Origin of the sequence: Lysinibacillus sp. NPDC095746, from assembly GCF_044763535.1 — a bacterium.
Taxonomy (GTDB): Bacteria; Bacillota; Bacilli; order Bacillales_A; family Planococcaceae; genus Lysinibacillus.
The window spans coordinates 153,591-178,085 of the sequence record NZ_JBIWGL010000002.1 but is presented as its reverse complement, the minus strand read 5'-3'; the positions used below and the strand labels follow the sequence as shown (position 1 = coordinate 178,085).

16 protein-coding genes, 3 pseudogenes and 1 riboswitch are annotated in these 24,495 nt (G+C 34.2%); of the genes and pseudogenes, 16 read left to right on the top strand and 3 right to left on the bottom strand.

What is annotated here, in order from left to right; all coding sequences use genetic code 11:
• Positions 1 to 14 precede the first annotated feature (14 nt).
• On the bottom strand, positions 15 to 467 hold the full coding sequence (locus tag ACIQ7N_RS02740) for a hypothetical protein (RefSeq protein ID WP_402930124.1): 453 nt from the start codon (positions 465 to 467) through the stop codon (positions 15 to 17).
• 295 nt (positions 468 to 762) lie between these two features.
• On the opposite strand from ACIQ7N_RS02740, the gene ACIQ7N_RS02735 reads away from it, so the two are divergent.
• From ACIQ7N_RS02735 to ACIQ7N_RS02725, 3 genes are all read left to right on the top strand, one after another.
• Positions 763 to 3,624, top strand: a complete 2,862-nt coding sequence (locus ACIQ7N_RS02735) for a hypothetical protein (RefSeq protein ID WP_402930123.1) — start codon at positions 763 to 765, stop codon at positions 3,622 to 3,624.
• 243 nt (positions 3,625 to 3,867) lie between these two features.
• Positions 3,868 to 4,203: a hypothetical protein gene (locus tag ACIQ7N_RS02730; RefSeq protein ID WP_402930121.1), complete on the top strand. Its 336-nt coding sequence runs from the start codon at positions 3,868 to 3,870 to the stop codon at positions 4,201 to 4,203.
• Between the two features lie 784 nt (positions 4,204 to 4,987).
• Entirely contained in the window at positions 4,988 to 5,956 is a 969-nt protein-coding gene (locus ACIQ7N_RS02725) for a glutaminase (protein ID WP_132356691.1), read from the top strand.
• Positions 5,957 to 6,033: 77 nt separating this feature from the next.
• Here ACIQ7N_RS02725 and ACIQ7N_RS02720 read toward each other — a convergent pair whose 3' ends face one another.
• Positions 6,034 to 7,371 (bottom strand): amino acid permease, encoded by a 1,338-nt coding sequence (locus tag ACIQ7N_RS02720; protein ID WP_402930119.1) that lies wholly within the window; start codon positions 7,369 to 7,371, stop codon positions 6,034 to 6,036.
• Positions 7,372 to 7,535: 164 nt separating this feature from the next.
• Positions 7,536 to 7,612, bottom strand: a riboswitch (glycine riboswitch).
• A gap of 413 nt (positions 7,613 to 8,025) precedes the next feature.
• Positions 8,026 to 8,415, bottom strand: coding sequence for a rhodanese-like domain-containing protein (locus ACIQ7N_RS02715; RefSeq protein ID WP_132357268.1), 390 nt, complete (start codon positions 8,413 to 8,415; stop codon positions 8,026 to 8,028).
• Positions 8,416 to 8,890: 475 nt separating this feature from the next.
• Here ACIQ7N_RS02715 and ACIQ7N_RS02710 point away from each other — a divergent pair, with 475 nt between their 5' ends.
• The 13 genes and pseudogenes from ACIQ7N_RS02710 to ACIQ7N_RS02650 all read left to right on the top strand — a co-directional run bounded on the left by ACIQ7N_RS02710 (position 8,891) and on the right by ACIQ7N_RS02650 (position 24,457).
• The gene (locus ACIQ7N_RS02710) at positions 8,891 to 9,721 is read left to right on the top strand and encodes a lipoate--protein ligase family protein (protein ID WP_248716418.1); all 831 of its coding nucleotides are present in this window, start codon (positions 8,891 to 8,893) and stop codon (positions 9,719 to 9,721) included.
• A gap of 201 nt (positions 9,722 to 9,922) precedes the next feature.
• A pseudogene (locus tag ACIQ7N_RS02705) lies at positions 9,923 to 10,711 on the top strand (ribonucleotide reductase N-terminal alpha domain-containing protein); the annotation flags it as partial.
• 208 nt (positions 10,712 to 10,919) lie between these two features.
• A complete protein-coding gene (locus tag ACIQ7N_RS02700) occupies positions 10,920 to 11,771 on the top strand; it encodes a helix-turn-helix domain-containing protein (RefSeq protein WP_402930117.1) in 852 nt (283 codons plus the stop codon).
• A 76-nt stretch (positions 11,772 to 11,847) separates the two neighbouring features.
• A pseudogene (locus ACIQ7N_RS02695) lies at positions 11,848 to 12,501 on the top strand (vitamin B12-dependent ribonucleotide reductase); the annotation flags it as partial.
• Positions 12,502 to 12,697: 196 nt separating this feature from the next.
• Positions 12,698 to 13,633 carry a restriction endonuclease gene (locus ACIQ7N_RS02690; protein ID WP_402930115.1) on the top strand — a complete coding sequence of 312 codons (936 nt, stop codon included), beginning with the start codon at positions 12,698 to 12,700 and terminating at the stop codon, positions 13,631 to 13,633.
• Positions 13,634 to 13,694: 61 nt separating this feature from the next.
• A pseudogene (locus tag ACIQ7N_RS02685) lies at positions 13,695 to 14,822 on the top strand (hypothetical protein); the annotation flags it as partial.
• 536 nt (positions 14,823 to 15,358) lie between these two features.
• Positions 15,359 to 15,682 (top strand): hypothetical protein, encoded by a 324-nt coding sequence (locus tag ACIQ7N_RS02680; RefSeq protein WP_402930113.1) that lies wholly within the window; start codon positions 15,359 to 15,361, stop codon positions 15,680 to 15,682.
• A gap of 264 nt (positions 15,683 to 15,946) precedes the next feature.
• Positions 15,947 to 17,506 carry a nuclease-related domain-containing protein gene (locus ACIQ7N_RS02675; protein ID WP_402930112.1) on the top strand — a complete coding sequence of 520 codons (1,560 nt, stop codon included), beginning with the start codon at positions 15,947 to 15,949 and terminating at the stop codon, positions 17,504 to 17,506.
• A gap of 545 nt (positions 17,507 to 18,051) precedes the next feature.
• Complete coding sequence (locus tag ACIQ7N_RS02670) at positions 18,052 to 18,357, top strand: hypothetical protein (RefSeq protein WP_402930110.1); 306 nt, start codon at positions 18,052 to 18,054, stop codon at positions 18,355 to 18,357.
• Between the two features lie 760 nt (positions 18,358 to 19,117).
• Positions 19,118 to 19,357 (top strand): hypothetical protein, encoded by a 240-nt coding sequence (locus tag ACIQ7N_RS02665; RefSeq protein WP_402930108.1) that lies wholly within the window; start codon positions 19,118 to 19,120, stop codon positions 19,355 to 19,357.
• 438 nt (positions 19,358 to 19,795) lie between these two features.
• On the top strand, positions 19,796 to 20,647 hold the full coding sequence (locus ACIQ7N_RS02660) for a TnsA endonuclease N-terminal domain-containing protein (protein ID WP_402930106.1): 852 nt from the start codon (positions 19,796 to 19,798) through the stop codon (positions 20,645 to 20,647).
• Positions 20,644 to 22,788 (top strand): Mu transposase C-terminal domain-containing protein, encoded by a 2,145-nt coding sequence (locus ACIQ7N_RS02655; RefSeq protein ID WP_402930104.1) that lies wholly within the window; start codon positions 20,644 to 20,646, stop codon positions 22,786 to 22,788. The genes ACIQ7N_RS02660 and ACIQ7N_RS02655 overlap by 4 nt, the downstream gene beginning before the upstream one ends.
• A complete protein-coding gene (locus tag ACIQ7N_RS02650; RefSeq protein WP_483869811.1) occupies positions 22,772 to 24,457 on the top strand; it encodes an ATP-binding protein in 1,686 nt (561 codons plus the stop codon). Before ACIQ7N_RS02655 ends, ACIQ7N_RS02650 begins: the two co-directional genes overlap by 17 nt.
• Positions 24,458 to 24,495 lie beyond the last annotated feature (38 nt).

Sequence of the window (24,495 nt, the reverse complement as noted above, 5' to 3'; positions counted from 1 at the left end):
ATATATCTCCTTTCCTATAGTGCTAGTAAGAATAACGTAACCAAAGCATCGATTAAGCCCGAGAAGATGATTGCGGCAAATCCTGGTCTCCATAATGATTCAGCACCACCATCTACTGCTAAATGTTCTTTATACGGCTTGTCTAAAAATGCGAAGAAAATGAAAAAACAGGCAACCCCAAAAAGTCGACCAATAAATTTAATATATTTTTCATCTATGGGGATGACTTGTTGACCAATTGCGTAAACGACCGCAAGCTTCGCAATAATAAGTACAATACTAATAATTGCTAACAGCTGTATATCTTTTTTCTCAATTTTTAGCCATTTAGCGTTTTGTATACCTAGTATGGTAATGGCAAAAATACCACCAAACGCAGCAACAAAAAATAGATTACTAATCTCATAGCTTCTTGTCCTGTCTACTTCATTGTTTGTTAAACTAGGTTCATATAGATTTTCCATCATTCCATCAAGCTCCTGTTTCCTATTAATATCCTAATAATAGTTGTATTATACATATGTTTCTTTAAACTGGAAACACCTTCTTTGCAGGATTGTCATGCTCCTACATTTTCATTAAAAAATACGTAATAGATTGTTCGGGTTAATTTTTTGAATCAGATTCTATAATCAAAAAAATATTATTTTCGTTATTGGAATAGGAGAAAATGCACGTTTTTAGAATTATTCAATAAAATGAAGAGAATTATTAAAAATGTAACCGATATAATTCAATAGATGATAGAGGAGGTATGTAAATTTGAATAAAAAATTATTTTTGACAGCAGCAGCTATCCCGGTAGCTCTTATTGTACCAACAGTTGCAGGAGCGGCAGCCAATACCGTTTCCATCACAGGAAATAATATAGTGAATGAAACGTTAAAAGCTTCTATTGAAAACTTACCAGCAAATTCAATTGTGAATGGTTATCAGTGGTATTATGTAGATGGTTCTAACAATTCAACGAATAAACCAATCTCTGGTGCTACAACAGCGTCATTTACAATACCAGTTGATGCAGCAGGCAAAGCAGTTTTCGTGGAAGCGACTACAATTAATGGCGATAAGTATAAGAGTGAACCCCGTTCGATTAATGAACTAAAACTGTCAATAACTGCTCCAAGAATTGATAGTAGTTCAAATTATGCAGTACCTGGTGAATTGGTACAAGTCGCAGGTGCAATAGTAACCGATGATGCCGGAGCAAAGTTACAAAATAGTCAGATTACATATAGCTATCAATGGTTTTATAAAGTTGGTGAATCCTTCACAATTATTGATGGAGCGACTGACGACACATACAAAATTCCTAATGATGCTTTAGAAAAAGGCATGAAAGATATCATTGTTAAAGTAAAGGCAAAGGTAGGATCTTCTTTCGTGGAATCTGATGTTTCTGCTGTGAGATCAGTATCGAATGAACCTTCTGATTCAATGGTTGAAGACATTAAAACTTTACTAATAAATGACAACAAATATAACTTGACAAGTCTAGAATCTTTTAAGTCAGCTGTCACTGCATTGGAAAGTCAATATCAGGCACTATCAACTGCAGCAAAGGCGAATGTGAAAAATTATGATGTATTAAAGAGAGCAGCTGCAGATGTAGAGTTAATTAGCAAGTTAAATGAGAAAGTAGATAAGGTAAAAGAGGTTAATGAAAAAGACCTACCAAAATATTTAAAAGAAATCGATGAGGCCTATGATAAGTTTGATTTATTACAACGTAGCTTAGATCTAAATGATGCGCTATACAATAGCATTAAAAACATTTTGAAAGATCCGACAGATATCGAAGAATTTAAAGAAGTTAGAAGAATCAATCAGGCAATTGTAGCATTATTAACATATGAAAATTCCTATGTGAAGTATGTACCTACTAGCTTAGAGTCTTTACAAGTAGCAGTTGAAACAATTGAAAAGGATATAGCAAAATTATCTCAAAATTACCGAGCAACTGTTCAAAATCAAGCAATTTTAAGTGATGCTAAAGCGGATATAAAAAAGGTTGAACAATTTATTAAACTTTTCGATAAGCTGTCAGAAAAAGATGCACCTAGCAAACAGGTGACTACAGCAAAATCAATACGTACGTCTTATGAAAAGTTAACTTATAAACAACTTCAACTTGTACCAGCAAAATATATGTATACATTACTGCAAGCAGAAAATGCGGAAAACAGTCAAATAGACAAATTAAATAGTGAGATCGACAGTTATGTAGGCGATGTGATTGATAGTTACCCAATTGATCCTTCAGTAACTACTTGGCAAAGTCATGTTAATAATGTAAACCGTATTATTAATGAATATAAGGGCTTAACGAAAAATTCAGCGGCTAAAATTGTCGGATATGATAGCATTGTAACCTTGCAAAAAGATTTTAAAGCAGCTGAAAAAATTATTAAGGATATGGACGCCTATCAAAAACTTTCAGTAACGCCAGGTGTAGCTGAAAGTAAGTTGAAAACGAACTACACGAATGTATTGAAAGCATATAATAAGTTAACGACTCTACAACAATCACTTGTGTATAATGCAAATGATTTTTTATTAAATACACCGACTATTACCGTTAATACAAATGGTAAGGAACCTGCTGATAAAGCTGCTGCATTAGCTTTAAAGGCTGATGTTGATAAGCTTGCTGATGTAACGAAATATACATTTGTACAATTTGAATCTGCTGTTAATGCTGCAACAACAAAATATAAAAACCTATCTTCCGCTGGTCGAAAGTATGTAACAAACTATTATTTATTAACAGCGGCTAGTAAAGATCTTTCTGGTGTGAAGTCATTCCATAAAAAAGTACAAACCGCAAGAGAAGAAAAAGATGCTACGAAACAAGCGAAAAAAATTCAAACAGTTCAAACTGCTTATGCAAAACTACCTGCAAATCAACAGTTTCTGGCAAAACAGCAATATGAAGATTTGCTCAATAATCGTTTAGAAGATGGCAATGCACCAGATATCACTAAATTAAATAATGAAATTGCAAAAATCGTCTCAAATGATACGTATACAGTTTCAATGGAAAAAATTAAGGAGCTTTCAACGCAATATAATAAGCTAAGCTCTAGCGATAAAAAACGTATTACGAATGCTACCATCTTAACAACAGCAGTTTCTGATGTAAAAAAAGTTGAATCATTTATGAAGACGTATGAAAAATCATTTCATAGTAACCCAACAACTGTCATCAAAGCTTTTGCTAAGCTTACATCAAAACAAATGAGTTTAGTTAGTCCAGAAATAAGACAATCTATAATTGATCAAGATAAAAATCAACAACAGTCTAATGAAATTGCTTTGAAATTAGTTGAATCCATTAATTCATTGCTAGTAAATGGTGAATATATTGATGACTTGGAGACGAAAGTAAAAGAAATTCGTACAGCATATGATGGTCTAAGTGCTTCCGAAAAGAGCGTCGTGAAAAACTATTCTAAGCTAACTCAGGCCGAGAGTGATTTGAAAAAGGTAGCAGAGGTTCATGCTCTTTACGTACCAGCTACAAACGAAAATGCAGCAGCTCGTAAAGCTTGGCAAACTGCATACGGTAAGCTCTCAAAGAAATTAGAACTTTTATATCAAAAGATGTATGCAAACGATTTATAAAAAATAGTTTAAACCAGCACCCCGGATAAAGAAATTTATTCGGGGTTTTAATGTGTGTGCCTGGAGTGAAGATGTTGATTTGTCAAGTCCTTAATATTGTGTAAAATTCTATACAAAGTTTTTCAACCCTGATTTTAGTTTTCCTAAATTTTACAGCTTACGTTGGAATTCGCCGCCAACCACATAAAGAACGCCGCACATAAAGTTTCGCTGCTAACAAGCTTTTTCGCGGTTCTATCAGCGATGTTCGAGGTTCTATCAGCGATGTTCGAGGTTCTATCAGCGATGTTCGAGGTTCTATCAGCGATGTTCGAGGTTCTATCAGCGATGTTCGCGGTTTTATCAGCGATGTTCGCGGTTTTATCAGCGATGTTCCCGGTTCTATCAGCGATGTTCGAGGTTTTATCAGCGATGTTCCCGGTTTTATCAGCGATGTTCCCGGTTCTATCAGCGATGTTCGTGGTTCTATTAGCGATGTTCGCGGTTTTATCAGCGATGTTCATGGTTCTATCAGCAATGTTAGCGGTTTTATCAGCGATGTTCGCGATTCAAGCAGTGGAAGATATGACCAAAAATTAAAAGTTAGGTGATAAAACGAGAAAGTTAATCAATAAAATTCAAAAGTTGGGTAATAAAACATAAAAGTGTTCCGATGAAATTCATAAGTTGGGTGACATTATGTTAAAAGTATATGTGGATAAGTGATTAGAGAGAGGAATATGTTTCAGGAAAAGCTTATAAGGCGAAGGCTAGTATTTTTCTATCTTATTTGACTTACACCTCTCTAGCAAACATACAGCAGCCGCACCACATCTGGGTAGAAGTGTATGAGATGCCGTTGAGTTAATGAATGATAGGGTAAACTATTTTTACGTGAGCATATGATAGAAAGCGCGCGTGTTTTATGCGGTACAACATGTCGTGCAACCATATGCAAAGGTGACAGAGCGCTTAAAAAACATCAAGTATAAAACTTATCAAAAAAGGCGCAATGACTGAAACATCATTAGAAAGCGCCTTTATGGGGGCAGCGTCATATTTTATTCCAAATAAAACATTGTATAATCGATGCAAAAACTAATACTTGATTGAGAAATGCAAACTTATGAAAAAGACTGCTGTTGATTAAATTGAAATCCAGCACATATTGAAGAAGAAGGAACGTCTGGGTGAGGAGACTTTTCCGGAAGGCTAAGCATCCAAAATTTTAAAAAAGTATTTAAAAATTTATACCAAATAGAGTCTTCATAGGGTAAACTATGGAGGCTCTGTTTTTGCCTATTATTAAGTTTTTTTCTTAGTAAAGTGTATTTATTGAGTAGTTATGGCGAAAAAATGCCGTTTTTTGAAAGGAGATCACAAAATGCCGACAGATCATATCAATCATCATAATCACCTTGCGGCAGAATGGGTGAAACAGTTTCGTCCTTATGCGAAAGAGGGACAATGCGCAAGCTATATTCCCGCTTTAGCGGAAAAAGAGCCAAATCAATTAGCGATTTCGATTATCGGTACTAATAATGAGGAAATGAAAGCTGGAGACACAACTGAACTATTTACGCTACAAAGTGTTTCAAAAGTCGTTACCTTTATATTAGCGTGTATGGAACGGGGATTACCTTATGTTTTAGAACGAGTAGATGTTGAACCTACAGGTGACACCTTCAATTCCATTATTCGACTAGAAAGCCATCAGCCTGGAAAACCTTTTAATCCAATGATTAATGCAGGAGCGATTACAGTATCCTCTATGCTTGACGGTAGTTCTCCACAAGAGAAGGTTTCGAAAATCCTTCAATTTTTAGAACAAATCGTTGGCAAGGAATTAAAGGTTAATGAAGAGGTTTATCAATCTGAGTGGCAAACTGCCAATCGAAACCGTTCATTAGCCTATTATTTAATGGATTCTGGCTTTTTAGACTGTCCTGTAGAAGAAGCATTAGAGGTTTATTTGAAACAATGTGCTATTGAAGTAAATGTTTCAGATTTAGCGATGATTGGTTTAGTCATTGCCAATGATGGTTATCATCCTTTATTAAAAACACAGCTATTTCCCAAACAAGTAGCAAAATTAGCGAAGGCATTGATGGTTACTTGCGGGATGTATAATGCTTCTGGTAAATTTGCAGCATTTATCGGGTTACCTGCAAAAAGTGGTGTCTCTGGAGCAATTTTAGCGGCAGTGCCAAGTCACGCGGGCTTAGATTCACCTTTCCCTACTGGCTGTGGTATTGGCATTTATGGACCAGCAATTGATGACATCGGGAACAGTGTAGCTGGAGTGCATTTACTAAAGCATATTGCTACCGAGTGGAATATGAATATTTTTTAAGCCATTCAAAAAGATGACTTCATAAATGGAGTCATCTTTTTTGATTATGTTGTTAATTTGCAATAAAAAGCTCTGAATTACTTTCTTTTCATTTTATAAATAATCATTAGTAGCATAAACCAAATTGGTGTTAATAGTAATGCGGTACGCGTTGCCTCTGAAATGAACATGACTACTAATAAAAATGCAAAGAAGGCAAGTACTAAATAGTTCACGAACGGAGTAAAAGGTGCCTTGAAAATCGATGCTTCATGAAGTGCACGGTTTTTACGTTTATAAATAATATGAGAGATTAATATAATACTCCACACCCATATAAAGCAAATAGCACTAATCGTAGTCACAACACTAAAGGCATTTTCAGGCATTAATTTACTTAGTAATGCACCAGCGGAAACTACAATTGCAGAAACAACGAGTGCGTTACTTGGCACACTGTTTTTATTGAGCTTTGCAAACTTTGGCGAAGCTTGCTTATTGTTTCCAAGATTAAAAAGCATGCGGCTAGTAGAAAATAAGCCACTATTACCGGCTGAAGCAGCAGATGTAAGGACGACAAAATTAATAATACCTGCAGCAATTGGAATACCCGCTAGTGTAAATACTTGTACAAATGGGCTACTAGAGGCAGACATTTCATACCAAGGATTAATGCATAAAATAACAAATAACGCTCCTACGTAGAATAATAAAATGCGTAATGGAATTTTATTAATGGCAGAAGGAATATTTTTTTTAGGGTTGGCCGTTTCTGCAGCAGAAACGCCTACTAATTCAACACCAACAAAGGCGAAAACAACCATTTGGAATGCCATTAGGAAACCGTATAGGCCGTTTGGGAATAACCCGCCATGTGACCAAAGATTTTCAACTGTCACTGTGCCAGAGCTTGTCTGAAAGCCTGTAAATAACATGATTAGGCCAATAACAATCAGTGCCACAATGGTGATGACTTTTATAAGGGCAAACCAAAATTCTAGTTCGCCAAATAGTTTCACAGTTAACAAATTCAAAATTAGTAATAGTACTAAACACCCGATTGCAGGCACCCATTGAGGTATATCGAACCAATAATGTGTATAAACGCCGACTGCAATAATATCTGCCATAGCGGTCATGATCCAGCAGAACCAGTATGTCCATCCAGTGATGTAACCTGCCCAAGGACCTATGTATTCGGATGCAAAATCGGTAAATGATGTATAGCCAGCATTCGATAATAATAATTCACCTAATGCCCGCATAACAAAAAATAAGGCGGTCCCGACAATGAGATAGGCAAAGATGATGGAAGGTCCCGCTAAAGCAATGGCTTTACCTGAACCTAAAAATAAACCAGTACCGATTGTTCCACCGATCGCTATGAGCTGCACATGGCGATTTTTTAATTCACGTTTTAATTGTTGTTGTTCCACGTTGATCCCCCTCAAAGATACGTAAAAACTATGACTGGAAAATAAAAAAGAGACTAGTAATGACACTAGTCTCGTAAACGACAGAATAACAAATACCGATTACGGATGTTATAGGTAAATAAAGAAAAACATTCGTATCGTATAGCTTTCGTGTTGAAAGTTGATATTACTCCTCTGTCCTTTTGCCTGAGATAGTGAACCCTTCGGCGACGCAAAATGCGCTCTCTCCAGAACTGCTCCTGCTATAGTGTTATCCATAGCATTCATAGCTTATATTGTATGTCTGTATGACATTATTTTAAGATATTATAAATCCTATCAGTGCCTAGTTAATTATTCAAGGATAAATTTTAGACATTTTCAGAAAAAAAGAAGAATGGAGTTCATCTAGGTAAATACTTTACGAAAAATAGTATTTTTAGACATACATTAATAATAAGTATATTACCTCACGTAGTTTTATTCTTTTCTGAAGAATTAACTTGTCAGACGTTAAACAATATATAATATAGTAGAAACTCAGAATTTTTTGCAAAAAGAAACCATCTCATAGTCATCTGAGATGGTTTACATTTTGTTTAAAACAAAATTGATATAGGTAAATACAAATAAATTTACTTTATGTCATGAGTAGATTTATGTCTTATTGATTTTTTAATTTTGTTTTTTGGACTTTATTTTACCTGTCCAAGTACGGAAGCCGCCCTGAAGTTGGTAAATTTGGTTGTAGCCACGTTTTTTAAGAAATAGAGCAGCACGTGAGCTACGGCCTGTATTTTGACAGTATAAATATACTGGTAAATCTGGGCGAATTTCTTTGTGACGTTGACGTAGAGTAGTTGAAGGAACATTGCGTGCACCAAGGATGTGACCAGCATCAAATTCTTTTTGTTCACGTACGTCGATAAGCTGTGCTTTACGATAGCCTTCAATAAATTGTTCTTGTGTTAGGTTTGTTACGGCTTTTTTTAGTCGTAGGGCATTTATGCCGATATAAGCAATTACAACTACTAAAATAACACCGATTGTGATAAGTATGTTCAACAAAATTTCTTACCCCTTTCTATCTTCTTTATTATTATAAAAGATGCGCTAGCGATAGTCCAATGAGTTTGATAAAATAAATTACATTGTGGCTAGAATTAATCTATCTTTTGTCTATGTATGTTTTAGTGAAAAGCCACAGAATTATCCACTATTTTCTTGGTTTAGTGTGGGGGATTACTTAGAAAAAGAATTGAATTAAACGAAAAGTGTCAAAATTTATGAAGCACTATTTTTGGCTCATCATTAAGAGTAGGATGAAATTTGTTAAAATGTATGCCCTATATAGGTTGATTGTAGTGAAGGTGGGGCTTAAGACCCTGTAGCGAAGCGAAGCGTCAGCAACAAATGTTTTAACTGTGCGAAAGCGAAGCGGCAGCGACACAGCGCCCAGCCGTAACGGAAATTAACCACTCGCTATAGCAATGAGCCTTATTTTGTACACATTCGCATAATATTTGTAGGAGATGAAAATATGACAACTTGGTATTTTCTAAATTCAGGGAAATGTAGCCCTTCTTTTAATATGGCATTAGATGAAGCATTACTTGATTGGCATAGTGAAGGTTTAATTCCACCAGTCATTCGTTTTTATGAGTGGGAGCCAGCAACACTTTCGATTGGCTATTTTCAGCAGGCGAAAAGAGATATTAATCTAGAAGCGGTACGAGAGCAAGGACTAGGCTTTGTTCGTCGCCCAACAGGTGGTAGAGCTGTTTTACATGAACATGAATTAACATATAGCGTTATTGTATCAGAAAGCTATCCAAATATGCCTGAAACAGTGACAGAGGCATATAGAGTGTTAAGTGAAGGTATATTGCAAGGTTTTCATAATCTAGGTATGGATGCTTATTTTAGTGTACCTGATACAGAAGAACAAAGAGCAGACTTAAAGAAACCAAAAAGTGCAGTTTGCTTTGATGCGCCAAGTTGGTATGAGCTTGTCGTGGAAGGAAAAAAAGTAGCTGGTAGTGCACAAACTCGTCAAAAAGGTGTTATTTTACAGCACGGAGCTATTTTACTTGATTTAGATCAAGAAAAATTATTGTCTGTCTTCAATTTTTCAAGTGAAGAGGCGAAGGATCGTATGCGTAGAAAGATGCCAGAGAAGGCTGTTGCTATCAATAACCTTGTTAAAGAACCAGTGACGATAGAACAATGTGTGACAGCATTTAGAGATGGTTTTGCAAAATCGTTGCAAATTGATTTAAAACCATTTACACTTTCTGAGGAGCAATTAGAATATGTACATGCATTAGAAGAAAAAAAATATGCATGTGATGATTGGAACTTCAAAAAATAAAAAATGGTATAAGAAAAATATTTTTTTATCGTTCAACCCTTGTAATAACAAGTAGTTCGGATTCTATTCGAAATTGCAAGAGTTGAATTGAAAAACTATATATAGTATCTTTATTAAAGAAATATACACAATATGTAGTGTTTAGCGACACATGATATTGTGTATTTATTTTGTAAGGCAGAAAATAAGGGAGGCAAAATGATGGTACTAACAAATCATCAACCCGAAGTAAACAAATTTGAACAGTTAAACAAAGACATTGAACAATTTCCGCAGGTTCATCCTGTAACACCTGATATGCACATTACGCATAAGGGTGTATCAAGACTTGTGATGATCGATCGCTACTCGTTTAAGGATACGGAGAAGAAAACGTTAAAAGCCGGTGATTTTGTCGTATTAACAGTGAAGGCAGATCCGAAATTCCCTGCACGTGGTTTAGGGACAATCCAAAAGCTTGATATGTCTACGAAAACAGCAGAAATTTTGATTGAGGAAGATTACCGTAGTGCGTTAGATGATCCGAAAGAGCAAGAAACGGGTGTGATTACACGTTCAATTGACGTGCTAGAAAAGCCTCTTGAAATATTTTATGAACAAATCGCAAAACGAAATGCAACAGGACTTGCTGCTGTTGAAAAAACACAAGAGAAACGCCAAGAATGGTTTGAGAAGTTTTATGAGCAGTTAGTATCATTAAAATTCATCCCAGCTGGACGAGTTATTTACGGAGCAGGATCTGAAACAGATGTAACGTTCTTCAACTGTTACGTAATGCCATTTGTAGCAGATTCACGTGAAGGAATAAGTGATCACCGTAAGCAAGTAATGGAAATTATGAGCCGCGGTGGTGGTGTAGGGACGAATGGTTCGACATTGCGTCCACGTAATACTTTAGCACGTGGTGTAAATGGTAAATCATCTGGTTCCGTTTCATGGTTAGATGATATTGCGAAGCTGACTCATCTTGTCGAACAAGGTGGTTCCCGTTAACCGAAAACGGCGGGATTAAAATCTCGTGAATTGCTGGAACACCCTGAGAGCTTTTCTTGCTACAACGTAAACTGTGAAGTTAGGCGTGAATGCTTGAAAAAAGAAAAGATTGGGCAATCAGCAGCGAAGCATCTATGGAAACGTAGTTGAACGTTCAACGACTATTGAACCTTCCTAAACTTTGAACCACATCGGAGGTGGAAGCATGGAAGAAGTAAATCGTAATGTACGGAGACGTCCTTACGAGGCGCGAGACAAAGAACGATTGATTAAAAGAATTATTGAGTTGCATGAAAATGGTATGAGCCAAGTTGATATTGCAAAAACACTTAACATTGGAAGAGGAACAATCTTTAGGTGGAATAAAGAGCTAGATCTTTTTAAAGCAAGAAAGCCTGGTCAAGCAGGAAAGCTGAAAAATAAAAAGTATCATTATGATGAACACTATTTTAAAAATATTGATACTGCAAATAAGGCTTATTTAGTAGGTTATATTACAGGTGATGGTACTATAAATGATCGTTGTAAATCGAAGCGTATTATTTTATCACTTGCTGAACAGGACCGGCAACTACTTGAAGATATTGCAAAAGAATTATCTATGCAAGAAGCGATTAAATTCCGTCAACGCAATGCACCAAATGAACAAAACAAATACTCTTTAACAATTAATTCAACAGAAATGTGCAATGATTTAATGAGGTTGGGTATTACACCTCGAAAAACAGGTTTTGAAAGTTGGATTGATTTTAAAAATGAGGATTTGCAATGGGCTTATTTAAGAGGGTTTTTTGATGCAGATGGCCATTTTTCCAAGCGTGGGAGAATAGGATTTACAGGTAATTGTCAAATGCTTTTATCATTACTCCAATTTTTGCATAATCAACAACTAGCTTTAACCATCCATAAAGTTTACCCAAAACAAGGATGCGTTGACTTATTCATTTATCGAAAAGCTGATGTGTTAAAGATTGTTCGAAAGTTATACGGTCATGGTTCCTTACAACTCAATAGAAAATATGAAAAAATCAAATCCTTCTTTGATGATATAGTCTGATCTTATGTGAAAGCATAAGAATGTGGCAGAAATGACCACATCGAAAAAGTATTTTAAAATATTTTTTTGTAACAAAAAGCGTGGGGCACAAATGATTATGCTGGCAGATTGGCATCCTGATATCGTGGAATTTATTATTTCAAAAATGCAAAATCCACGTATTCTACGATACCTAATCGAAAATACAACGGATAAAACAATTATTCGTCTAGCAAAAGAAAAATTAAACTTTAAACCTCTTTCAACTCAAGAGGAAGCTATGTACCAAGGTATTGTTAACTATAAAGGTATTGAAGGTTTAGGTGGTTTTGATACGGCTATTATTCGTGAAGCGGAAAACAAGCTTCGTGATGGTGGTACTTATACTGTTCACAATCAAGAGTTTTTAACAGGTGCAAATATTTCTGTAACATTAACAAAAGAATTTATGCAAGCTGTAGAAAATGACGCTGACTTTGAGCTTCGTTTCCCAGCTGTTGAAGAATATACAAAAGAAGAGATGGCTATTTACAACAGTGAATGGCATAAAGTTGGAGATGTGCGTGAATGGGAGAAAATGGGCTATAAAGTACGCACTTACCGCACGATTAAAGCGAAGGAATTATGGAATTTAATCAACGTTTGTGCAACGTACTCTGCAGAGCCAGGTATTTTCTTCATCGACAACGCCAATGAAATGACAAATGCAAAAGCTTATGGTCAAAGTGTTGTAGCGACTAACCCGTGTGGTGGACTTCGCCTCACGTTAAAAATTGCGGGATAAAGCGGGAAGGCTGAGAATGCTAATCCGAACCGAAGGCTAAAGGTAAAACTTCAGTCAGGGGCAACGCATACCCGGTGATCCTACTTAGTAGACTATAACCCGGGCACGAGACCGCAACATTACACATAACAGACTGGCCTAATTAGAGAAAGGCTGTGATCAAATGAACAGAGGGTATGCAGGTTTTTATAAATCATATTATTTAAGAAGTTCATATGAGTATGCATATGCCAAATTTCTAGATTATCATTCAATTTCTTGGGGCTATGAAGACAAAGTATTTAATATTGGATTCAAATTTTATAAACCTGATTTTTTCTTCTATAATGATAACGGTGATATTATAAAGATTGTTGAAATTAAGTCTCGCGATATTACGGCGAAAGAAAAAGCTCTAGAAGCTTTAAAGGTTATTGAAACAACTTATGATATTAATTGCGAATTAATTTCTTATGAAGATTTGCTCGAAATGTATAAACTTGTACCATTTTCGTTAACTTCAACGATAACAGAATGGATAGAATCAAAAAATACAACAATAAACAAAGCTAATTATGGCAAGTTAAATGCTCATTTCAATCAACAGCATAATGAGCATACTAAAAAAATAATTGGACAACATACGAAGCGATTGTGGGAATCTAATAGTCCGGCGAAAGCAAGAATGATTGAAGGTTTAAGAAAATCTGGCTTGGCTCAAAAGGGTAAGCAAAAGAAACCTAGGGAACAAAGAATCTGTAAAACTTGTGGGAGCAAGTTTGAAGTTATTGTTTCTTCATCCAAATGGTTTTGTACTCAATCATGCGCTGGAAGTTCAAATATTCAAGTTGCCACAAAAACTTATGTTGAAAAGCGAGCAAAAGTTCATCAAGAAATTAAACAGGCTGTAATTAAATGGGCAATCGACAATCAGAAAATTATTACTGGAGCCCCCTTTAATCAAATAAAATCAACTCTCCAACCATTAATTGAAAGCATTTATCAAGAATTTGGAGTTAAAGATTTTAGAGTAATTTCGAAATCAATCTTTGGGGAAGATAGAGGAAGAAAAGAACTACTTAGGTTTATGAAAAAAATGTGTAATGAAAATGTATGCTGAACTTACAGGAATTGAACTGTAAGAACTAGAGGATAAAAAGCCTTTAGGATAACAATAATTGGAACAACCACTTGCACCATATTCTGTGTGTAACTTAGCAGCTGTGAACTTAGCACAGTTTGCGAATAAAGAAAATCAAACAATTGATTACGAAGCACTACGTGAAACAGTTCGTGTTGGTGTTCGTATGCAAGATAATGTTATTGATGCTACACCATACTTCTTAGAAGAAAACCGTGTACAAGCTCTTGGAGAGCGTCGTGTTGGCTTGGGCGTAATGGGCTTAGCGGACTTACTCATTTATTGTGAGAAGGAATATGGCTCAGAAGCAGGTAATGAACTAGTCGATGAAATCTTTAAAACGATCGCTGAAACTGCGTATGAGGCGTCAACAGAGCTTGCAAAAGAACGTGGTAGCTTCCCATTCCTTGTAGGCGCAACAGAGGAAGAGACAGCACGTTTACGTAAAGCATTTACTGAAACAGGCTTCATGCAAAAAATGCCTGCACATATTAAAGAGCAAATTTTAGCAACTGGTATTCGCAACTCGCATTTACTAACAGTAGCTCCAACTGGTTCTACTGGTACGATGGTTGGCGTGGCAACGGGTCTTGAGCCATACTTCTCATTCACATATTACCGTTCTGGTCGCCTAGGTAAATTTATCGAGGTAAAAGCAGAAATCGTACAAGAATATTTAGAACGTCATCCGGAAGTAGATGAGAATAATCTTCCTGATTGGTTCGTTACGGCGATGGAATTAAAACCAGAAGCACATGCTGATGTACAATGTATCATCCAAAAATGGATTGATTCATCTATTTCAAAAACTGTAAACGCACCAAAAGGTTATACAGTACAGCAAGTTGAAAAAGTATACGAGCGTTTATATAAAGGTGGCGCTAAAGGTGGTACGGTCTATGTAGATGGTAGCCGTGATTCACAAGTACTAACACTAAAGGCTGAAGAAAATGATATGGATCAATTATCATTTGAGGAAGAATTAGTAGAAGTACCAACGAAGCGTCCAGTTGTATTAGTAGATACGATTCAAGCATTAGAATCAACAACAGTTATTGGTTCGGATGTAGGGAATACTTGCCCTGTATGCCGTAAAGGAACTGTAGAAGAAATCGGTGGCTGTAATACATGTACAAACTGTGCTGCACAGTTAAAATGTGGCCTATAAAATAATGAAAAAGTGTCTATTGTTGCTTTGAAATAAAGTCGTACCGTTTATAAAAAAGATGTACCGTTTAAAATAAAGTTATACCGTTTGTAAAAAAGTTGCACCGTTTTACCCCTTTGGATAATATTATCTAAAGGGGTGTTTTTATGTCAAAACGAAGTAGAACATCTAAAGCTTTCGTTCATCCAGAATTTCCTTATTTTTATTCTAACTTCATTCGAAGATGATCTTTTCTTAAATGAAATTTTTAATGCCTATCAAGTGTTAAACCTATAAGAAGCCATACTGGTGAAGTATGGCGTACTAATTCATCTAACAAAAAAAGACTAGCAGTAGACTTTTACAATAAGTGTGGCTATTGTGGAGATCATGATATTTACAGTGGAGGGTACAATGTATATCATGTTGAACACTTCGCCCCTAAAGAGAAATTTTAAGAGTTAGAGTTTACTTATGATAATTTATTATACAGTTGTCCTTACTGTAATATAGCTAAGTCAAATAAATGGATAGGAAAGACATCCAAAGAAGCGGTTGTGGGAAATAAAGGATTTATTGACCCATGTACGGATGAATACGACTTACACCTTGGCAGAGATATAGATGGTAAAATTATATATAAAACATCCTTGGGTCAGTACATACATGAAGAATTAAAATTATATTTAAAGAGACATGAGATATTATTTAATCTAGAAAAGATAAGAATGAAACGGAGAGCCCTTAAAGAAAAAATAGAGTTTCGTGAAAAAAATAATCAAGACTACAAAGATTTAGAAATTATTTATAAAGATTTGAGTGCTGTTTTCTGTGACTATTATGAATTGATAATCGATGAAAGTCCTGTACATACAATTTAATCGATCTTTTTTACAAAGTGGAATTTAATATTAAGACTAATCCAATTGATTTTGATCAAACTTTGTTCAAAATTGGTTGGATTTCTTTTATATAAAATCAACGTCTGCAGCATACTTTTAATCAACTTTATTCCAAACCAACAAATTTTTATAATCATCATGTTTGCCATATCAATCAAATACTTGCCAAACCCCATTTCAATTTATAATTATATATGGTTAAATTATCTTAAAATGGAATTTGATTAAGAGGGAAGTGTATTTATGAGTAAATATGATGAGTGGATTAATAGGCGTAAAACCTACGGTAACATACATAATAAATGGTCAAACAACTATGTAAAATATCGGGATTATCAAAAGTGGGCAGAGAGAATGCTTATGGTATCTAGTGTTTTGTTATTTGTCCCATCGCTATTATTTTCAGGAATCTTATTATTAAATGGTTTATATAAATATGCATTCTTCATTATAATTGGCATTGTTTTTTATACATATGTGGTATTTAAATTCTTCGATATTCTACAAATGTTTCAGGGAAAGCGGTATAAAAGAAGAGATGAGTGGCCCATCAGAAATAAGCGGTTTATTGAGGATTCTACAACACTACAATACCAAGCATTAAGGAAACAGAATCAAATTGTTGCTTCTTATTTCCAAGAACATACCGAACCTCTCAAGGAAATCGTGTTATATCATAGTTTAGAAGAACGAATTCAATACTTAGAAGGAATACCTGCAGCTTTAGGCTACATAAACACAATCATTGAAGAAAAATACCCATTCCTATCAAAAGTAACGAATATAACTCAGTTAGAGGAGGTAATTAAACTATTCTCAACTGATCGATTTGTTGACCTACACTGTCTAAACAGACCAAACGTTTACCCAGAAGCAAGAGATGTGGAACTAGAACTTTTCACAAAGCACAATATTGACGTTACATATATAGAAAACATATCTAATTATTTCAATCGTCATGGGGTAAGTAAGGCACGAAATATCATAGAAACCTTTAACAAGGAAAATGCTATTCTAAATCTTGGTGTCAAAGGTGAAGATAAGCTTCAACAAGCTTTAGACATGCATTCAGATGAATTTAAGGTTTTATATAATGTTCGATTGCAAGTCAATGATCAATCTATTGAATCAGATGCATTAGTGTTCTCTCAAACTGGTATCTATTCATTAGAAGTTAAAAACTTCGGAAGTTCAGGAAAATATTCGATTAATGTTGCATCAGATGGTCAATGGCTTAAATGCTTACAGAACGGAAAAAAAGAACCAATGAAAGACGTTACAGCTCAAACAAATCGCCATATTGCTTATCAAAATAAGTTCTTAGCTACACATATGCCGAAGCTTATGTTAGAAACTAATGAAATTAAAATAAAGCCTATTATTGTTATTGGAAATGATAATGTTATTGTCTCTAATAATAGTCCTCAAAAAATAGTCCGAACATCTCAATTATATAATTTAATTATTAATAACGATAATATCTACTCAAAACAGGACATCGACAAATTATATAATTTATTTAAGGAGAAATCATTACCTTCACAAAGGTTCCCATATCGTGATTTGATACAGGAATACAAAAACTTAATTGATACATTAACATTACTATTTGATTTAAAATTGTTATTTAGAAGAGTTAGGACAGATTATTATTATGTCCTTGAAGATAATGTTCCAGATAATGAATATTTATTAAAAAACAACTTAGATATAGGTGTAATAAGCAATTATAGTGATTGCCAATTACTATCAAGTGAACGTTTTATTGATTATATTGAAAATGATGTAATTAATATGAAATAAATGGAATAAAAAATAATCCCAAATACACTTAATTATGTTGGAACGAGCACAAGAGTTGTAGCTGCCGCACAAAGAATTAATGAAAGGCAGTTAAAAAAACAACTGGAGAGTTATGATATTCCAGATATTAATTTTACAAAAATCGTAAACTTAAATCATTTTAAAAAATGACAGGTATTTAACTAAAAACTTTTTCTCAGATTTTATAATCGTTGGTAAGATACAGGTATAGTTTAAGAAATACTGTTACTAGCAGGCCTGAACAGTTCTGTGTCATAACGATTACCTTTTGTTTATTCTTAGAAGCCTATTACTTTCATTGTTTCTTATACTATATTAGCTATTGCTAACATCGAGAGACTCCAACTAAATAGGAATTGCTGCTCCTATAGACCATTTGAGCTACACGAATTACTTTCAAAAAAGTCCTTCTCTAACCCCCCCGGTAGAGAAGGCTTTTTTGAATAAGAATATGCGGGTAATGCTAAACACTAGTATAGCTATCAATAGATTAAATGCACACAAGTTTTACTTGGAGGAGACAAATGAACAATATAGTAGCAAGAATTACTGAAGAAGGACTAATAATCGAAAAGGATTACGGAATACGAAAAAATTTTGCATATCATAGTGGTGCAAATTTAATAACATATCCTGCATTTGAAGATTTAAACAAACCAAAAGCAATGTTTGCGCTAGCGCATGAGCTTGGTCACCATTATCAACGGCAACATTATTCTAAAAATTTATTGGATACTTTAAGTGGTTTTGCAAGAATGAATCATTTGTTTCACTTATTCCTTTTCCCTTATTTACTTTGGGAAGAAATAGATGCCTGGTGGCGATTTTGATCAAACTTCAATCTTTATTATAAAGCTACACGATTTTGGGTATGAGCTTAAATTAGATTGTACTGGATGTACTTGTTCTGTTGATGAATTTGGCCTTCAGTAGATTGTTGATGAATCAGGATTACCTAAGGGAGCTTGAAAAAGAGGATAAGCTTTTGAAAGCTGAAAAAGTAACAGATTCTGTGTCAGCAGAAAAAAGCAATAAGTAATATATAGAAAGCTTTGTTAATCGTGTGAAAAGAAATGATTAGATAAATGTTATCGTAGTGGATTTGAGAAGAAAACGTCCGCTGTGCATAGTATCATTAAAAAACATTACGGATAACGAAAGCGATAGTATTTGTTGCAAAAAAACCACCTTGGGAAAAACCAAATAAGAATATGAAAAAGGCTTTGAATGACGGTTATTACCGTTTATTCAAAGCCTTTTCACTGTAGGTTTTTGAATAGTATTCCTCTTAACAAGGATTTAACAAGGTTTGTTTTACAATGATGATAGAAGGGATTTAATTACAAAGAGTGTTTTGTATATATAATTTGCAATGGTTTAGGTACATCTACAATTTCTAGATACTTCCCTCGTTTCCGCCCGACGTTTTACGCTGGCATGGCTTCAACTAATGATAGAGGGGAAAGTACACTACAATCACTATTATATGTAGATTAAAATAAAGTCGTACCGTTTATAAAAAAGATGTACCGTAAATAAAGTTATACCATTTTACCCCTTTAGATTTTAGTTATCTAAAGGGGTGTTTGTATGTCTAAAAGAGCAAGAACATCTATGAATCCATATGAAATTTTAAAAGTATCCATCAAATTTGCTAATGAACAGTTAGTAGATTCTACAGCAATAAAAGAAATATTTGCTGTAACAACTACGGTAATTACGGCTCTATACCGAAAAACCATTAAATTGAGTGATGTGGTTAATGTTTTAGCTGAGAGTGGTTTGAATGGTCCAGTATTGTTAAGTTATCGAGTGTGTATGGCAAAATAAAAGTGCAGATTATTGCAACATTGTGTAATTGCAATTGCAAAACTATGTATGTTTTCTTTGCAAAATACAAACGTGCATGAAAAGATTCAAAAAGAGAAAAAAGTAGTTATTCGATGAAATTAATCGAGTCGGTGGATACATTGCTTCCGAAATAGAAAATGATTAAACTTTTTTATAAAAGTTAAACAATACTTCACAGAGGAAGAATCTGTTTTGATCAATCTTTTTTCAAAACGGGTTCTTTTAATTTAACGTAAGATGTGGATTTGTGAGATGTTTTTGATCAAACTTTATTTCAAAGCTACATCTATTGTAGATTTGAAATAAAGTCGTACCGTTTATAAAAAAGATGTACCGTTTAAAATAAAGTTATACTGTTTGTAAAAAAGTTGCACTGTTTTACCCCTTTAGATTATAGTTGTCTAAAGGGGTGTTTTTATGTCAAAAAGAACGAGAACATCTAAAGTTGAAAAGTGGATTAAGGAAGGTCGAGGTTCGGGTATTGGAGCAGACTATAAGCCATGGCTAAACATTCAGGACGTTTCCTCATTAGGAAGATCCACCCGTCTTAGAGGAATTAAAACAAAACGACAGCATGAATTTTTATCAGATTTGGAACGAAACTACTTTTATTTAACTGAATATTCGGATTTTGTTATTGATATTCGAGAACAATTTCCCTTATTGCCGTTGGAAGAAACAATTGTCATTGCAGATGAATTAGGTCTTAAACATCCTATAGATCCTAAAACGAATGAGCCAGTTGTGATGACAACGGATTTTTTATTAACAGTGGATAAAGGAGAAGGGTTAGTAGAGCTTGCTCGGACTATAAAAATGAAGGACGAGCTTTTAAAAGAGCGAGTTATTGAGAAGTTTGAAGTTGAGCGAGTGTATTGGGAGCGACGCAACATTGATTGGGGTATTGTGACAGAACTTGAGATTCCTAAAGAGATGGCTAGAAACATGGCTAGAAACATTAGTTATATTCATGACTATTACGATATTCAACAATATGATGCTTTCCAAAATTTAAGTTCTCAGCATATGGAGGATTTAGCAATGGCATTGTTACAGCGAATATTAAGTAAAGGTGAAAGCATTCGAGACGTGACAAATCTATTTGATAAACAAACACATATGCCATTAGGGAGTGGTATGACGCTATTTTATTACTTATTGGCACAGAAAATTATTCGGGTAGATTTGCTAGAGCCATTAAATGTGGAACAACCTATTGTTATCCAGTCAATTGATGAAAGCAAATTGAAGAAGGTGAAGTATGGATGATTTATATTAATCAAGTGCTTCAATCTGTAAAAGATTCAACACGTATTCGTATTATTGAAATTGAAGAATCTTATGTCTATATCGTCAATATTGATGCCAATACATCTATGCCTAAAAAAGAACTCTATTCATCGTTAGTAACGGATATAGAGCAAAAAGAATGCCTTATAATTGCCGATCCGTTTGCACGTGCTGTCGCTGAAGATGAATTGAGTGAGGTCCAGATTCAGAAGAGAGATGCAGATTGGGAAATCATTCAAACATATTGCCTAGAGCATATGAACAGTTTATTGAAGAAGAACGGTAGAGAAACACAAATTAAAGAGATAGCTGAAGCATTGAATGTTACCCCAACAAAGGTCAAAAAATTACTTAGTCGTTATTGGCAACGTGGGATGAACAAAAATGCTATGTTACCCGATTATGCAAATTCAGGTGGTCGTGGAAAAACGAAAAAACTAAGCGATGATAAAGTAGGTCGTCCACGTAGAGTAACAGTAAATGGTGAATATCGAAGTGGCATCAATATAACCGATGAGGTTAAGACACAATTTGAACATGCAATTAATAAATACTACCGAAAGACAAATAACTATTCACTAAAAGATGTCTATCACTTTATTCTTCGAGATTTTTACTCAGATCGTTATAAAGAAAATAGAGAGGTTCAATATCGTATATGGGAATCAAATCGTATTCCCTCTTACCATCAGTTTTATTACTGGTTCAAGAAATTAGAGGACCCAAAGAAGGATATTGAATTCCGTAAAAGTGCGAAAGAATATGAATTAAAGCATCGTCCAATTTTAAGTAACTCAAAAGTAGAAACGAACGGACCTGGAACCCGTTTTCAAATTGATGCGACAATTGCAGATATTTATTTAGTTAGCTCTTTTGATGTAAACCGAATTATTGGTAGACCTGTGATATATGCCATTATTGATGTCTATTCACGAATTATTACAGGAATTTATGTAGGTTTGGAAGGTCCATCATGGCTAGGTGCGATGATGGCTTTGGATAATATGGTTGCCGATAAAGTAGAGTTTTGTAAGCAATATGATATTGAAATTACTGAAGAACAATGGTCAACCTGCCATCTACCAGAAGTAATTATTGCAGATCGTGGTGAATTCGAAGGTTATGCAGTAGAAGGGCTTATAAATAATTTAAATATCAAAATTGAAAATACAACAGCATATCGTGGCGATTTGAAAGGGATTGTTGAGCGTAAGTTTCGTACAATTAATGGCAAAGTGAAACAAAAAGCTCCTGGTGCTATTCAAAAAGAATACCGTGAGCGTGGAGATAGAGATTATAGATTAGATGCTACACTAAATTTAAAAGAATTTACGGCATTAATCATCACAATGGTATTACATCATAATCATAAAATAATCGATAAATATCCAATGGAAAAAGAAATGATTACAGATGGAGTTGTACCAACTCCCATTAATTTATGGAACTGGGGCATTCAAAATCGTAAGGGGCGTCTTCGTACGATAGATAGAGATATTCTACGAATGAATATTTTGCCACGTGGTCGAGCAACAATCTCAAGAGCAGGTATTAAGTTCAAAAATTTATTATATAGTTCAAAGCGAGCTATTGAGGAACAGTGGTATGCAAAACTGAAAAATAAAAGTATAGAAATTGTATATGATCCGCGTTATTTAGAGAAAATTTATATTCCTCATGACAACGGAGCTGATTATGAATCGTGTATTTTATTAGAGCCAAGTCAGCAATACAAATTAGATTTTATAGAAGATGTTATTTTCCAGCACCAGCTCAGAAATGAATTAGAAGAAGAGGAACGTTCTAAGCAAGTGCAATTGACAATTAATACAGATACAATGATGGATCAAATTATTAAAGTAGCGGAGCAAAAGAAAAAAAAGACGTTGCATCTACCAACGAATAAAAAAGACAAGTTAGCAGCAATTCGTGAGAATAAAGCTACTGAAAAGCAAGCTAATCGTATAAATGAAAAATTTGATTTATCTCCTATTTTAACTGAACAGAATACTGAAATAATTGAATTGAAATTAGAAGAAAAGTCAGAAAAGAAAGTATCTTCACGTCTTATGGGAAAATTAAAGCAAAAGCGAGATGAAGAATATGGAAAAAATGAATGAAAACATTGAGATTCCTATTAACGAGATTGAGAAGGCAAGTTATAAATCTCAACAGTTAAAAGAATATGAAAATAATCCATTTATTGAATCGTTGCCGCCCATATTTACTGAAGATGATGTATTAGATCACTTTATGGTTAATCCTAGAATTAGTCAGCAAGATAAATCAGGAGAAGTAAATATTCGTTATCATGTGTTGAAACGAATTAAAAGTTTTGTACAACCACTTCCTATTCATTTTGAAGTTGAACGCCGTCTGTCAACTTTAATACGTAGAGGTTATTTAGCTCGAAATCCACTGGACAAAACATTTTTAGAACGTATACGCTTACTTCATGAGTTACGAGAAGATGAAAAACAGGCTCATAAATATATAGAAGACCGTTTAAACTATATTCGTTCAACTGCTGATAGTCTGTCAATTATCGGAATATCGGGAATTGGTAAAACTACAGCGATAGAAAGATTGTTGTTGATGTATCCACAAGTAATAAAGCATGAAACATATAAAAATCAAATGTTTAATCGCACACAAATTACGTGGCTTAAAATAGATTGTCCATATGATGGGAGTCTATCGACACTTTGTAAAAGTTTTTTTAAAGCTATTGATGATATATTAGGCACTCATTATTTAGAGAAATTTGGGTATTTCAATAGGATTACGTCAACTATGTTATTATATATGACATCTTTAGCAAGTTTGTATGGAATTGGGGTTTTAGTAATTGATGAAATTCAACACCTTGCAAATTCTAAAAATGAGCAAGAAGAGATGTTAAATTTCTTTGTTACATTATCAAATACAGTTGGTGTCCCTACTGTATTAATAGGAACTTCAAAAGCACAGCAGTTATTTAAGGGGAATTTTAGACAAGCACGTAGAGCTGCGAGCGATGGTTCGATTTTTTGGGATCGTATGGAAAAAGATAGTGAAGAATGGGAGTTGTTTTTAGAAACTCTTTGGAACATACAGTGTTTAAAAGAACATACAGAACTTACTGAGGAACTTGAAACGGTTTTTTATGAGGAATGTCAAGGAATTACAGCGGTTGCAGTAAATCTATTTATCCTTGCACAAGAACAAGTTTTATTTGACGATAATAATGTACAGGAAAAAATAACAGTAGATGTTTTAAGAAAAACATCAAAAGTAGATTTGAAAATTATTCAGCCTATGCTGAAGGCGATTAGAAATAATGATTTCAAGGCAATGTATAAATTTGAAGACCTAATGATTAATCTTGATGAACTCATGATTAATCATAAAAAGAATATAACCTATGAAGGAAGAGTTAAAGCTGCAATGAAAGAACGTTTAAACACATTAGAGTATAAACGTGAAGATAAAATTAAGAATTTATGTATAGAATTAACAGCGTTAGGTATTTTTACAGCATTGAATTCTAAAGATATTAGAAAAATTGTAATTGATGTAGTAGATAATAATCCAAGTGATGTAAAAGAAAATGAGATTAAGTTAGAAATTATTCAACGAGCTATGGAGATGAATCAAAAGAAATATAATGAAACTCCTAATAAAGAATGTAAAGGAAGAAAGTTAAGTTTATTGGTTATTAGAGATGCAGCCTTAAAAAATAAAAAGCACCCCTATGATTATTTAGACAAAAATGGTTATATTTCCAATCCTTTAATTGAATTTTATTAAAGATAGAGAAAAAATACATTTATAACGGAGGGATTAAA

What these genes read in the sequence shown, in the direction of transcription:
- ACIQ7N_RS02740 (WP_402930124.1), bottom strand. Translation starts at nt 467, where the DNA reads ATGATGGAAAATCTATATGAACCTAGTTTAACAAACAATGAAGTAGAC.
- ACIQ7N_RS02730 (WP_402930121.1), top strand. Translation starts at nt 3,868, where the DNA reads ATGTTCGAGGTTCTATCAGCGATGTTCGAGGTTCTATCAGCGATGTTC.
- ACIQ7N_RS02725 (WP_132356691.1), top strand. Translation starts at nt 4,988, where the DNA reads ATGCCGACAGATCATATCAATCATCATAATCACCTTGCGGCAGAATGG.
- ACIQ7N_RS02710 (WP_248716418.1), top strand. Translation starts at nt 8,891, where the DNA reads ATGACAACTTGGTATTTTCTAAATTCAGGGAAATGTAGCCCTTCTTTT.
- ACIQ7N_RS02700 (WP_402930117.1), top strand. Translation starts at nt 10,920, where the DNA reads ATGGAAGAAGTAAATCGTAATGTACGGAGACGTCCTTACGAGGCGCGA.
- ACIQ7N_RS02690 (WP_402930115.1), top strand. Translation starts at nt 12,698, where the DNA reads ATGAACAGAGGGTATGCAGGTTTTTATAAATCATATTATTTAAGAAGT.
- ACIQ7N_RS02675 (WP_402930112.1), top strand. Translation starts at nt 15,947, where the DNA reads ATGAGTAAATATGATGAGTGGATTAATAGGCGTAAAACCTACGGTAAC.
- ACIQ7N_RS02670 (WP_402930110.1), top strand. Translation starts at nt 18,052, where the DNA reads ATGAACAATATAGTAGCAAGAATTACTGAAGAAGGACTAATAATCGAA.
- ACIQ7N_RS02665 (WP_402930108.1), top strand. Translation starts at nt 19,118, where the DNA reads ATGTCTAAAAGAGCAAGAACATCTATGAATCCATATGAAATTTTAAAA.
- ACIQ7N_RS02660 (WP_402930106.1), top strand. Translation starts at nt 19,796, where the DNA reads ATGTCAAAAAGAACGAGAACATCTAAAGTTGAAAAGTGGATTAAGGAA.
- ACIQ7N_RS02655 (WP_402930104.1), top strand. Translation starts at nt 20,644, where the DNA reads ATGATTTATATTAATCAAGTGCTTCAATCTGTAAAAGATTCAACACGT.
- ACIQ7N_RS02650 (WP_483869811.1), top strand. Translation starts at nt 22,772, where the DNA reads ATGGAAAAAATGAATGAAAACATTGAGATTCCTATTAACGAGATTGAG.